Here is an 11,626-nt window from a genome sequence, read left to right on the forward strand (position 1 = left end):
TTCCTGCACGCTGCGATCAACTCGACGACATGCGCCCGCAGTTCTGCCCCTGCCGCGCACGCCGCCGCGTGCACTCCCGGGTCGCGGGGCAGGTTCCGGATGATGTTGTGCATGGACGCCCGCGACCACTCCGACAACGTGGCCAGGTCGGGACCGGGGACGCCCAGATAATCCCCGCAGATCCGTAGCAGGACATGGCGGGCGAGACCCTCCACCGCATCGATCTGACCAGTGGGTTCGGCTGAGTCCAGGGCTTCGTCCGCGTATCGGCCGGCCAGGTCCCGTACCCGGGGAACGTCGTGGGCCGGAAGTACCGCCTGGGTGAGGCCGCGTTCGGCCCAGTGCAGGGGGGTGGCGTCCTGGGTGAGCATGTAGGGGCCGCCGAGGACGGCTTCCATGGGCTCGGCGTACAGGCGGACGGTGAAGATCTGTTCGCGGGAGAGGACCTCGGTGACGTCGGCGAAGCGGGTCACCAGGGTGAAGGCGGGGGTGGCGAGGACCGGGCGGGACGTGCGGAGTTCGGCGAAGAAGGGCTGCCATTCGGTGGCGATCCACTGGGCGACGGTGTGGACGGCCTGGGACGGGTTCTGGGCGAGGAGGGCGTTGTAACGTTCCAGATAGGTCATCGGGACGCACCCCGCTTCGCGTCGATGCGGTGCTGGTCGGGCCAGCGGGCTCCGGACGCCCAGCCGAGTTTCTCGAAGAGCCAGATCAGCCGGGCGCTGGCGTCCCACTGGCCTCTGAGCACGCCGTGCCTGGCCGCGGTCGGGTCGGCGTGGTGGTAGTTGTGCCAGCCCTCGCCGAACGTCAGCATCGCCACCCAGCCGACGTTCCCGGCCCGGTCGGAGGTAGTGAACTCGCGGTCGCCGAAGGTGTGGCAGATCGAGTTGACCGACCAGGTGACGTGGTGGACCAGCGCGTACCGGACCAGGGAGCCCCAGACGAAGGCGGTCAGCGCGCCGTGCCAGGACCAGGAGAGCAGACCGCCGACCAGCGGCGGCAGGCCCATCGAGAGCAGGCCGAAGGCCGCGTAGGTGCGCATCGAGAAGTGGCGCAGGTCGGGATCGGCGAGGATGTCGGGCGCGTAGTGGCGGGGGTCGGCGCGCTCGGTGCCGACGATGAACCAGCCCACCTGCGCGAACAGCAGGCCCCTGGCCAGGCCCTTCCAGTCCTCGCCATACCGCCAGGGGGAGTGGGGATCCCCCTCGCGGTCGGCGTATTTGTGATGCCTGCGATGCTCCGAGACCCACGACGTGAGCGGGGACTCCAGGGCCAGCGTCCCGGCCACCGCCAGCGCGATCCGCAGCGGCCGGGAGGCCTTGAAAGCGCGGTGGGTGAACAGCCGATGGAAGCCGACCCCGATACCGAAGATGCAGATCGTGTACATCACCGCGGCGATGACCACATCCCGCCAGCCCAGCCCCCACCCCCACGCGGCCGGTACGGCGGCCGCCAGGCCAGCCAGCGGCAGCGCGCCGAAGAGCACCACCATGGAGATCCGGTAACGAGCCGAGCGGGGGGCGGGCACGAGCCCGGCGACGGCTGACATGGGCGCTCCTCGATGGTTACCCAAGGCAATGCGACCTGACTATCAGTAGTCTCCCCAGCTAGAGGAAAGATCGCAAGCCGCGCCGCGCCGTCAGACCCGGGTCAACCGCTTCCTGAAGACCCAGTACGTCCAGCTTTGATACGCGATGACCCCCGGCAACGCCACCAACCCGATCCACGTCAGCACCGTCAGCGTGTACGGCGCCGACGCCATCTCCGCCACCGTCAGACCGGGCAGCGGAGCCGGGTAGAGCGCCCCGAACAAGGACGCCGTGGCCAGCGCGATGGCGGTCGCCGTAGCCGCGAAGGCCCAGCCCTCCCGCCGCCGCCACACCAGCGCGACCCCCGCCGCGAGCGCCGCCATGGCCGCGCCCGCCGTCACCCACAGCGGCACCGAGTCCGCCCCGCTCGGCAGCGCCGACAGTCCCGCGATCGCGACCGGCAGCGCCCCGGCCGAGGCCAGCAGCGCCGCCAGCCTGGCGCGGGCGCGTACGGCGCCTTCGGTCTTGAGCGACACGAACACCGCGCCGTGCAGCACCGCCAGCGAGAGCGACAGCGCGCCCCCGAGCACGGTGGCCAGGCCGGTGCCGAACAGCAGGTTGCCGAAGATCGCCCCCCACAGGAACGCGACCAGCACGCTGCCCGTCACGACTCCCGCGTCGCACAGCGCCGCCTCCGTGCCCGAGCGCACCTTGCCGCGCCACTCCAGGCCGACCCCGCGAAGGATGAGCCCCACGACGACGAGCACCATGGCCAGGTAGAACTCGCTCAGGAAGCCCGAGTACCAGGCCGGGAAGGCGGCGAACATGGCGCCGATGGCGGAGATCAGCCACACCTCGTTGCCGTCCCAGACCGGGCCGATCGTGCCCAGCACCTGGCGGCGCTCGGCCGGACCCCGGGCGAGCAGCGGCAGCAGCGCGCCGACGCCGAAGTCAAATCCCTCCAGGACGAAATAGCCCGTCCAGAGGAAGGCGATGACGATGAACCAGAACGTGGTCATGACGGGATCCTCAGTACATCAGGGTCGGCCGGGACTCGGCCTGCAGCTGGCGGGGGATGAGCACGGTCTTGTCGGAATCGGAGTCCGAGTCCGGGGCCGTGACCTCGGGGCCGGCCTTGACGTGCCGCAGGATGAGCCCGGCTTCGGCCAGGGCGAGCAGGCCGTACAGGACGGTGAAGAGGGCGAGGGAGATGGCGATCTCGGTGGTGGTGACGCCGGGGGAGACGCTGGCGGCGGTGAGGAGTTCGCCCGCGACCGTCCACGGCTGGCGGCCGATCTCGCTGAGCAGCCAGCCCGCGATCATGGCGAGCACCGGCAGCGGCAGCGCCAGCACGCACGCCTTGGCGAACCAGGTCGGGACGTTCCTGGCGCGGCGTCCGCGTCCCCGGGTCAGCCACAGTCCCAGCACGGACAGGCCGATGGCGGCGGAGCCAAGCATGATCATCACTCGGAAGGACCAGAACACGACGGGCAGGTTGGGCGTGTAGTCACCGGGGCCGAACTGCGCCTCGAATCGCTCCTGGATGTCGTCCACGCCCTGGACGACGGCGTTGGGGTCGTGCGCGGCCAGCAGGCTCAGCAGGTACGGGATCTCGACGCCCGGCACCGGGGAGAACGGCGCGCCGGCCGTGTCCTGCCGCAGCCCTTCCGCCGCGGCCAGCTTCATCGGCTGCTGTTCCCGCAGGAGCTGCCCGGACAGGTCCCCGCTTCCGGCGACGACCACGCCCGCGATGGCGGTCATGACGAGCGCGCCCCGCAGACTCGTCCGCCACATGTCCGGATTTTTCCGGGAACGTTCCTCGGGGGTCGCGAAGTCGGCCTTCCGGGGGAGCAGGCCCTTGGCGTCCCGGTCCTTCAGGATGCGGTAACCGCTGACCGCCAGCACGAACACCCCGGCCACCACGAACGACGCGCCCACCACGTGCGGCACCTGCGCCAGCGCCGTGGAGTTGGTCAGCACCGCCCACAGGTCGGTCATCCGGGCCTTGCCGTCCACCACCTCGTACCCGACCGGGTGCTTCATCCACGCGTTGGCCGCCAGGATGAAGTACGCAGACAGGTTGGAGCCGATCACCGCGATCCACAGGCAGGCCAGGTGCACCCGCTTGGGCAGCCGGTCCCAGCCGAAGATCCACAAACCCAGGAAGGTGGACTCCAGGAAGAACGCCAGCAGCGCCTCCAGGGCGAGCGGCGCTCCGAAGACGTCGCCGACGAAGACCGAGTACTCACTCCAGTTCATGCCGAACTGGAACTCCTGCACGATGCCCGTGACCACGCCCATCGCGAAGTTGATCAGGAACAGCTTGCCGAAGAACTTGGTCAGCGTGAGGTAGTGCTCCTTGCCCGTACGGTGCCAGGCGGTCTGCAACCCCGCCACGAACACACCCAGGCCGATCGTCAGGGGTACGAAGAGAAAGTGGTAAACGGTGGTGACCCCGAACTGCCACCGTGCCAGGTCAAGTGCTTCCATATCCCCCTCCGGGGTGTGCCGGAGCTCTACAAGCCGTAGTTCTACCTCAAGTAGTACTACGACGCGTAGAGCAATGGAGGGTCGAGTGCCTGCGATCTTCGTCACATCGCTTTTCGCTGCCTGGCAGCGGGCCGAAGACGCGGCCGTAGACCCGAGGCCCCCCGCCCCGGATCCCGGCACCAACCCCGTACTAGTCCGAGAATGCCGGAGGCGATGTCCCGGTTCCCAGGGACCGCCGCCCCGACTTCCCGGGAGTGCCTACGGGACCAATCATGGGCAAACAGGCACGCCCCGCACGTCCGCCGCAGGGTTGATTCCGGGGTACGCCTCCCGGGTGACCGGTCACCGCCGGCCGTGGGACGCCGGGGTCAGCGCATGGCCGCGTGGAGGTACGCGTCCAGGTTGCCCAGCTCGAACCCGCGCCGCTTGATCTTCCGGACCAGGACGCGGAAGTCCCTGGCCAGGTTGGGACGGAAGTGCAGCAGCAGGATGTCGCCCGGATGTAGCTTCTTGTCCGGCGTCTGGTACGCGATCTTCCCGCCCGGCTGCACGCTGGCGGTCCAGAGCAGCACCGCCTCGATGCCGCAGGACTTGGCCGCCCGCAGGGTGTCGGTGTTGTAGTTCCCGAACGGCGGCCGGAACAGCGTCGGCCGTACCCCCATGCGCCGGTAGATGGCCCGGGACGCCCCGCAGATCTCCGCCTTCTGCCCGTCGAACCCGAGCGTCCGCATGTCCGGATGCGTCAGCGTGTGGTTCTCGATCGGCGCTCCCAGATCCTGGAAGTACGACCACCCGCCCGCGCCCACGAACTTCCCCCCGAAGGCGGCCGGATCGATCGGCCCACGCGCCTCGACGGCGTCCCGCATCGCGAACACCGTGACCGGGATGCGCTGCTTCAGGACCTGTTCGGCGAATCCGGGATCCTGCTCCCACCCGTCGTCGATGGTGAGGAAGACCACCTTGCGCCCGGTCGGGATCGAACTGATCACCGGCGGCAGCTCCGCCACGTCGATCTCGCCGACCTCACCTGCGGCGGGCACCACCCCGGCCGGCCCGAGTGGGCTGGGCGTCGGGGTGGGCGACGGTTCGGTCCGCATCTCCTGCCCGGACCCCGCCACGGTCTCCAGCGGGCGCGGCGTCGCGACCTCGGCGGTCGCACAGGCCCCCAGCACCACGACAGCCCCACCGGCCACAATGACGCGCCGCAGCATCCCCCGAACCATGGCGCATCATCTTGCCAGACCCGCCTACGCCGTTCTGGAGGATCGGCCGGGGACGCCGTCCCCGCTCCAGATCGAGACGTGTACGGCCGGCCGGAACCTCGCCCTCGGGACGCCCGCCTGCGGGGAGTGCATCAGCTGCGTGGCCGCGGGCGTGCCGAGGAACTCCAGGAACCTGGTCGCCAGGGGGGAGCGGTTGGCGGGTTCCAGGGTCGTCGCGTACCAGTGCACGTCCATCGGGGTGGCGGGGGTGTCGATGACGGTGAGGTCGCCGCGGGTGAGATGGCGGGCCACCAGGTGCCGTACGGCGGGGGCGACGCCGGTGCCGGTGGCGGCGGCGTCCCAGGCGGCGGCCTGGTTGGGGAAGACGCGGACGCGGGACTCCGGGACGCGCAGCCGGCGCAGGAGCAGGCTGGCGTCGCTGCCGGGGTCCTCGACGGAGGGGTCCACCAGCCAGGTGTCGCGGTTGCCGGTGGGGGAGCCCACGGCGACCAGGCGGCAGCGCAGCACGGGCTCGCTGACCAGGCGGTCCCCGGTCACCTTCGCGCCTAACGCGACGTCGGCGACGCGGCTGGTGAGCAGCAGCGGGATCTCCTCGCCGGCGGCCTCGCCGCAGGTGGTCTCCATGGCGCGGCGGCGGCCGAACACGTCGGCGAGGGAGGAGGCGACGAACTCGGCGATCGCGCCGGAGGCGACCAGGTGCAGCCGGTCGGCGCGGACCGTCCGCACGGCGGCCTCGGCTTCGGCGCCTAACGAGACCATCTGGGAGGCGATGGGGAACAGGCGGCGCCCGCCCTCGGTGAGGACCATGCGGTCGCCGGACCTGACCACGAGCGCGTCGCCCATGTGCAGGCGGAGCGCGGCCAGGGCCTGCGAGATCGCCGGCTCGCTGACGCCGAGCGCGCGGGCCGCGGCTTTGACCGACCCGAGCCTGCCCACGAACACGAAGGCGCTCAGCTGGGTCAGGGTCACGAGGGTCCTCCTTGGAGACGGTCCGCGGAACGGTCCGGGGCGGTCACTGATGACCTTCTTTCTAGACCTACCACCCGTATTAAGTAACCCCTTATTTCTGGATTGTGGCGATTTGCGGAGGGGGGAAGGGTGGCAGGTGTCCGCCGTCCGGTGCGCTGTCGCGCGGGCGGGGACACTTCGGCGAGGAGGTAGACATGCAGGTTCCCGCCAGCTTCGAGTACGAGCGGGCCGAGAGCGTGCCACACGCTCTCGAACTGCTCGAACGGTACGGCGAGGACGCCCGGCTGGTGGCCGGGGGACACAGCCTGATCCCGATGATGAAGCTGCGGCTGGCCCAGCCGGACGCGCTGATCGACATCAACGGGCTGGCGGAGCTGTCCCATCTCGGCGTGGACGGAGACACCCTGGTCATCGGCGCCCTGGTCCGCCACGCGGCCCTGCTCGCCGACGAGGTCGTAGGCACATATTTCCCGATATTTCATGAAGCGGAGCGCGTGATCGCGGACCCCGTGGTGCGCAACCGGGGAACCGTGGGCGGATCGCTCTGCCAGGCGGACCCCTCCGAGGACCTGTCGGCCGCGTTCGCCGCCGTCCGCGCCGAGGCCGTCATCCTCGGCCCCGGCGGGAGCCGTACCGTGCCGATCCGGGAGTTCCACGTCGGGCCGTACGAGACGGTGGTCGAGCCGGGGGAGATCCTCACCGAGTTGAGGGTGCCGATCAGGCCGGGGGCGGGCAGCGCGTACGAGAAGGTCGAGCGGCGGGTCGGGGACTGGCCGGTGGCCGCGGCCGGGGCGTACCTGCGGCTGGACGGCGGGGTGATCGCGGAGGCCGGGATCGGGCTGACCGCCGTGGGGGCCGAGCATTTCACGGCGCCGGACGCGGAGGCGTACCTGATCGGGAAGGCGGCCGAGGAGGCCGTGCTGCGGGAGGCGGCGCGGATCGCCGCCGAGAGCTGTGAACCGCAGGCCGACCAGCGCGGCCCGGTCGACTACAAGCGGCATCTCGCCGGAGAACTCACCTACCGGGCGCTCTCCCGCGCCGCCGAGAGGAGCGGATCATGAGGGTCAGCGTCACCGTCAACGGCCAGAACTACGTGCGGGAGATCGAGCCCCGCCTGCTGCTGGTGCACTTCCTCCGGGACGAACTGGGACTGACCGGCACCCACTGGGGATGCGACACCTCCAACTGCGGCGTCTGCGTGGTGCAGCTCGACGGCGTGCCGGTCAAGTCGTGCACCGTGCTCGCGGTCATGGCCGACGGGCACGAGGTGACCACCGTCGAGGGCCTGGAGAAGGACGGCGAGCTCGACCCCGTGCAGCAGGGCTTCGTGCAGTGCCACGGCCTGCAGTGCGGCTTCTGCACGCCGGGCATGCTGATGACCGCCCGCTGGCTGCTGGACCGCAACCCCGACCCGGACGAGGGCGAGATCCGCGAGGCCATCTCCGGGCAGCTGTGCCGGTGCACCGGCTACGAGAACATCGTGCGTTCGATCCGCTGGGCCGCGGAGAAGGAGGCGTCGGTATGAGCACTCCCATGGGATTCGGGCGGATGCACCGCAAGGAGGACGCGCGCTTCATCCGCGGTCGCGGCTCGTACGTGGACGACGTCAACCTGCCCGGCATGCTGTACGGCGCGATCCTGCGCAGCCCGCACGCCCACGCCAGGATCGTCTCCATCGACACCTCGGCGGCGCTCGCCCACCCGAAGGTCAAGGCCGTCATCACGGGTGAGACGCTGGCGGGCCTCAACCTGGCCTGGATGCCCACGCTGTCGGCGGACACGCAGGCGGTGCTGGCCACCGACAAGGTCAGATTCCAGGGCCAGGAGGTCGCCTTCGTGGTGGCCGAGGACCGCTACTCGGCCAGGGACGCGCTGGAACTGATCGACGTCGAGTACGAGGCCCTGGACGCCGTGATCGACGCCCGCAAGTCCCTCGACGAGGGTGCGCCGATCATCCGCGATGACCAGGAGGGCCGGGCCGACAACAAGATCTTCGACTGGGGGGCCGGCGACAAGGACGCCACCGACGCGGTGTTCGCGCAGGCCGAGGTGACGGTCGCGCAGGACATGCTGTACCCGCGCGTGCACCCCGCCCCGCTGGAGACCTGCGGCGCGGTGGCCGACTTCGACAAGGTCACCGGCAAGCTGACCGTCTGGTGCCCGACCCAGGCCCCGCACGCCCACCGCACCCTGTACGCCCTGGTGGCCGGCCTGCCCGAGCACAAGATCCGCGTGATCTCCCCCGACATCGGCGGCGGCTTCGGCGGAAAAGTCGGGATTTATCCAGGATATGTGTGCGCGATCGTCGGGTCGATCGTCACCGGCAAGCCCGTCAAGTGGATGGAGGACCGCTCCGAGAACCTGATGAGCACGGCCTTCGCCCGCGACTACCACATGCGCGGCGAGGTGGCCGCGACCCGGGACGGCAGGATCCAGGCCATCCGCGTCAAGGTCCTCGCCGACCACGGCGCCTTCAACGGCACCGCCCAGCCGACCAAGTTCCCGGCCGGCTTCTTCCACGTCTTCACCGGCTCGTACGACCTGCGGGCCGCCCACTGCGAAGTCACCGGCGTCTACACCAACAAGGCCCCCGGCGGCGTCGCGTACGCCTGCTCCTTCCGTATCACCGAGGCCGTCTACCTGGTCGAACGCATGATCGACGTGCTCGCCGACGAACTCGGCGTGGACGCGGCTGAGCTGCGCATGAAGAACCTGCTCCGCTCCGAGCAGTTCCCCTACACCTCGCCCACCGGCTGGGAGTACGACTCCGGCGACTACCAGAAGACGCTCCAGCTGGCCATGGACATGGCCGGTTACGACGCGCTCCGCCGCGAGCAGGCGGAGAAGCGGGAACGCGGCGAGCTGATGGGCATCGGGATCAGCTTCTTCACCGAGGCCGTCGGCGCGGGCCCGCGCAAGCACATGGACATCCTCGGCCTCGGCATGGCCGACGGCGCGGAACTGCGCGTGCACCCGACCGGCAAGGCCGTGCTCCGCGTCTCCTGCCAGTCCCAGGGCCAGGGCCACGAGACCACGTTCGCCCAGATCGTCGGCGCCGAACTCGGCATCTCCCCCGACGACGTGGAGGTCGTGCACGGCGACACCGACCAGACCCCCTTCGGTCTCGGCACGTACGGCTCCCGCTCCACGCCCGTCTCCGGGGCCGCCACCGCCATGGTCGCCAGGAAGGTGCGGGAACGCGCCCGGCAGGTGGCCGCCGCCATGCTGGAAGCCTCCCCCGAGGACCTCGAGTGGACGGTCGACGAGGCCGGCGGCTCGTGGACGGTGGCCGGGACAGGCGCCGGCAAGAGCATCCAGGAGATCGCCCTCGCCGCCCACTCCAACCTGGAGCTGCCCGAAGGCGTCGAAGGCCACCTGGACGCCACGTGCGTGTACAACCCGCCCAACCTGACCTATCCGTTCGGCGCGTACATCTGCGTGGTGGACGTGGACCCCGGCACCGGCCAGGTCAAGGTCCGCCGCTTCATCGCGGTGGACGACTGCGGCGTGCGGATCAACCCGATGATCGTCGAAGGGCAGGTGCACGGCGGCCTCGCGGACGGCGTCGGCATGGCCCTCATGCAGCTCATGGCCTTCGACGAGGACGGCAACCACCTGGGCGCGTCCTTCATGGACTACCTGCTCCCCACCGCCATGGAATGCCCCTCCTGGGAGCTCGGCGAGACCGTCACCCCCTCGCCGCACCACCCCATCGGGGCCAAGGGCGTCGGCGAGTCCGCCACCGTGGGCTCGCCCCCCGCCGTGGTCAACGCCGTCCTGGACGCGCTGCGTCCCTATGGCGTACGGCACGCGGACATGCCCCTCACGCCCGCCGCGGTCTGGCGCGCGATCAAGGGCGACCCCATCAGGACGGATATGGCGATCACATGACCGGTGAATTCCTCGGCATGCCGGAGCCGCGGCGGGCCGTCGTCCCGCCGCCCCGGTCGCCGACCGGCGGGCTCAGCCAGCGGGCGAGCGCGCTGAGCGCGCGGCGGGAGCCGTACGTGATGGCGACGGTCGTCCGGGCGGCCCGGCCGACCAGCGCGAAAGCGGGCGACCGGGCGCTGGTGCTCGCCGACGGGACCATCGAAGGGTTCGTCGGCGGGCACTGCGCCCTGGCGGCCGTACGCACACAGGGGCTCCGGCTGCTGACCCGGGGCAGTTCGACGCTGCTGCGGATCACGCCGGAGGCCGCGGAGCCGTACGAGGAGGAGGGGCTGGTCGCGGTCGGCCAGCCCTGCCTCTCCGGCGGCACCCTGGAGATCTTCCTGGAGGCGGTCATCCCGCCGATGCTCGTCCTCGTGTACGGCCAGGGGCCCATCGCGCAGGCGCTCGGCACGGTGGGAACCGCCCTCGGGTACGCGGCCGAGCTGACCGAGGACCCCCTCGCCCCGATCGCGCCGGACACCGCCGCCGTGATCGTGGCCTCGCACGGGGTGTCCGAGATCCCGATCCTGAGTCGCGCCATCGAGGCGCGCGTGCCGTACATCGGGCTGATCGCCAGCCGGAAACGCGGCACGGCGCTGCTGGCCGGCATCCCCGGGTCCGAGGCCGTGCACAGCCCCGCCGGTCTCGACCTGGGCGCCCGGACCCCCGCCGAGATCGCGCTGACCGTCTACGCGGAGGTGCTCGCGTCGCGAATGTGAACATATGCAAGCGCGGACTCCCCGGCGGGGGCAGATCTTGCCGTTATCCTCGCTCCTCTAGATTCTCTAGTGTGCTCGGCATCGGAGGTGGCGTATGAAGGTCGTCGGCAGCGCTCTGCTCGGTGTGGAACGTGCGAAACTCTGGTCCGCCCTGCAGGACCCCGGCGTGCTGGTCCGCACCATCCCCGGCTGTGAACGCCTGGAGGCCATCGGCGCCGACACCTACCGGATGACCGTCAGCGCCGGGGTCGCCTCCATCAAGGGCGTCTACCAGGGCGAGGTCGCCCTGGCCGACCCCGAGGAGCCCGAGCGTTTCGTGCTGCGGGCGCGCGGCCAGGGCGCCCCCGGCACGGTCGACGCCACCGTCCAGGTACGGCTCAGCGAAGTGGACGGCGGGACCCGCGTCGACTACGACGCCGAGGCCGTCGTCGGGGGCATGATCGGCGGCGTGGGCCAGCGCATGCTCGGCTCGGTCGCCCGCAAGACCGCCGGCGAGTTCTTCTCCGCCGTCGAGGAGCACCTCCTGGCCGTGCCCGCCGCGGCCCCGGCCGTCCAGGTCCAGGAAGCCGCCGAGGCCGTCCCGGTGGAGAGCGGCCAGGTCTTCACCCGCCCGGCCCCGCCACCCGCCGCCGCCCGGCAGGGCGTGCCTCCGTGGGCGGTCATCACCGCGTTCGGCATGGGCGCCGGCATCGCCCTCGGCAGCGCGGTCATCGGCTGGCTCCTCGGCCGCTCCCGCAGAAGGTAGGGCTGCGCTCGTCGCTCGGCT

The 11,626-nt window shown here is 70.8% G+C and carries 11 protein-coding genes; 5 read left to right on the forward strand and 6 right to left on the reverse strand.

The window, feature by feature from the left end:
* The 6 genes from Aph01nite_RS39590 to Aph01nite_RS39615 all read right to left on the reverse strand — a co-directional run.
* A partial coding sequence (locus Aph01nite_RS39590; RefSeq protein WP_239162328.1) for a cytochrome P450 family protein occupies positions 1-626 on the reverse strand: 626 nt, incomplete at its 3' end.
* Positions 623-1,549, reverse strand: coding sequence for an acyl-CoA desaturase (locus tag Aph01nite_RS39595; RefSeq protein ID WP_204046229.1), 927 nt, complete (start codon positions 1,547-1,549; stop codon positions 623-625). The genes Aph01nite_RS39590 and Aph01nite_RS39595, both read right to left, overlap by 4 nt.
* A 90-nt stretch (positions 1,550-1,639) precedes the next feature.
* A complete protein-coding gene (gene cydB, locus Aph01nite_RS39600) occupies positions 1,640-2,548 on the reverse strand; it encodes a cytochrome d ubiquinol oxidase subunit II (RefSeq protein ID WP_204046230.1) in 909 nt (302 codons plus the stop codon).
* A 10-nt stretch (positions 2,549-2,558) separates the two neighbouring features.
* Positions 2,559-4,019 carry a cytochrome ubiquinol oxidase subunit I gene (locus tag Aph01nite_RS39605; RefSeq protein WP_204046231.1) on the reverse strand — a complete coding sequence of 487 codons (1,461 nt, stop codon included), beginning with the start codon at positions 4,017-4,019 and terminating at the stop codon, positions 2,559-2,561.
* A gap of 368 nt (positions 4,020-4,387) precedes the next feature.
* Positions 4,388-5,230 carry a polysaccharide deacetylase family protein gene (locus Aph01nite_RS39610; RefSeq protein ID WP_204046232.1) on the reverse strand — a complete coding sequence of 281 codons (843 nt, stop codon included), beginning with the start codon at positions 5,228-5,230 and terminating at the stop codon, positions 4,388-4,390.
* Between the two features lie 36 nt (positions 5,231-5,266).
* Positions 5,267-6,211: a LysR family transcriptional regulator gene (locus Aph01nite_RS39615; RefSeq protein WP_204046233.1), complete on the reverse strand. Its 945-nt coding sequence runs from the start codon at positions 6,209-6,211 to the stop codon at positions 5,267-5,269.
* A gap of 194 nt (positions 6,212-6,405) precedes the next feature.
* Here Aph01nite_RS39615 and Aph01nite_RS39620 point away from each other — a divergent pair, with 194 nt between their 5' ends.
* The 5 genes from Aph01nite_RS39620 to Aph01nite_RS39640 all read left to right on the forward strand — a co-directional run bounded on the left by Aph01nite_RS39620 (position 6,406) and on the right by Aph01nite_RS39640 (position 11,605).
* Positions 6,406-7,272, forward strand: coding sequence for an FAD binding domain-containing protein (locus Aph01nite_RS39620; protein WP_204046234.1), 867 nt, complete (start codon positions 6,406-6,408; stop codon positions 7,270-7,272).
* Positions 7,269-7,736, forward strand: coding sequence for a (2Fe-2S)-binding protein (locus Aph01nite_RS39625; RefSeq protein ID WP_204046235.1), 468 nt, complete (start codon positions 7,269-7,271; stop codon positions 7,734-7,736). The genes Aph01nite_RS39620 and Aph01nite_RS39625 overlap by 4 nt, the downstream gene beginning before the upstream one ends.
* Positions 7,733-10,102 carry an aerobic carbon-monoxide dehydrogenase large subunit gene (locus tag Aph01nite_RS39630; protein ID WP_239162329.1) on the forward strand — a complete coding sequence of 790 codons (2,370 nt, stop codon included), beginning with the start codon at positions 7,733-7,735 and terminating at the stop codon, positions 10,100-10,102. Before Aph01nite_RS39625 ends, Aph01nite_RS39630 begins: the two co-directional genes overlap by 4 nt.
* Complete coding sequence (locus Aph01nite_RS39635) at positions 10,099-10,860, forward strand: XdhC family protein (RefSeq protein ID WP_204046236.1); 762 nt, start codon at positions 10,099-10,101, stop codon at positions 10,858-10,860. Before Aph01nite_RS39630 ends, Aph01nite_RS39635 begins: the two co-directional genes overlap by 4 nt.
* Before the next feature lie 94 nt (positions 10,861-10,954).
* Complete coding sequence (locus Aph01nite_RS39640; RefSeq protein ID WP_204046237.1) at positions 10,955-11,605, forward strand: SRPBCC family protein; 651 nt, start codon at positions 10,955-10,957, stop codon at positions 11,603-11,605.
* The last annotated feature ends 21 nt before the right edge of the window (positions 11,606-11,626 follow it).

Origin of the sequence: Acrocarpospora phusangensis, assembly GCF_016862995.1 — a bacterium.
In the GTDB taxonomy this organism is placed as follows: Bacteria; Actinomycetota; Actinomycetes; order Streptosporangiales; family Streptosporangiaceae; genus Acrocarpospora; species Acrocarpospora phusangensis.

Bases quoted from the DNA above. Each gene is read 5' to 3' on its own strand.
- Aph01nite_RS39635 (WP_204046236.1), top strand. From the start codon at position 10,099: ATGACCGGTGAATTCCTCGGCATGCCGGAGCCGCGGCGGGCCGTCGTC.
- Aph01nite_RS39625 (WP_204046235.1), top strand. From the start codon at position 7,269: ATGAGGGTCAGCGTCACCGTCAACGGCCAGAACTACGTGCGGGAGATC.
- Aph01nite_RS39640 (WP_204046237.1), top strand. From the start codon at position 10,955: ATGAAGGTCGTCGGCAGCGCTCTGCTCGGTGTGGAACGTGCGAAACTC.
- Aph01nite_RS39630 (WP_239162329.1), top strand. From the start codon at position 7,733: ATGAGCACTCCCATGGGATTCGGGCGGATGCACCGCAAGGAGGACGCG.
- Aph01nite_RS39620 (WP_204046234.1), top strand. From the start codon at position 6,406: ATGCAGGTTCCCGCCAGCTTCGAGTACGAGCGGGCCGAGAGCGTGCCA.
- Aph01nite_RS39605 (WP_204046231.1), bottom strand. From the start codon at position 4,019: ATGGAAGCACTTGACCTGGCACGGTGGCAGTTCGGGGTCACCACCGTT.
- Aph01nite_RS39595 (WP_204046229.1), bottom strand. From the start codon at position 1,549: ATGTCAGCCGTCGCCGGGCTCGTGCCCGCCCCCCGCTCGGCTCGTTAC.
- Aph01nite_RS39610 (WP_204046232.1), bottom strand. From the start codon at position 5,230: ATGCTGCGGCGCGTCATTGTGGCCGGTGGGGCTGTCGTGGTGCTGGGG.
- cydB (WP_204046230.1), bottom strand. From the start codon at position 2,548: ATGACCACGTTCTGGTTCATCGTCATCGCCTTCCTCTGGACGGGCTAT.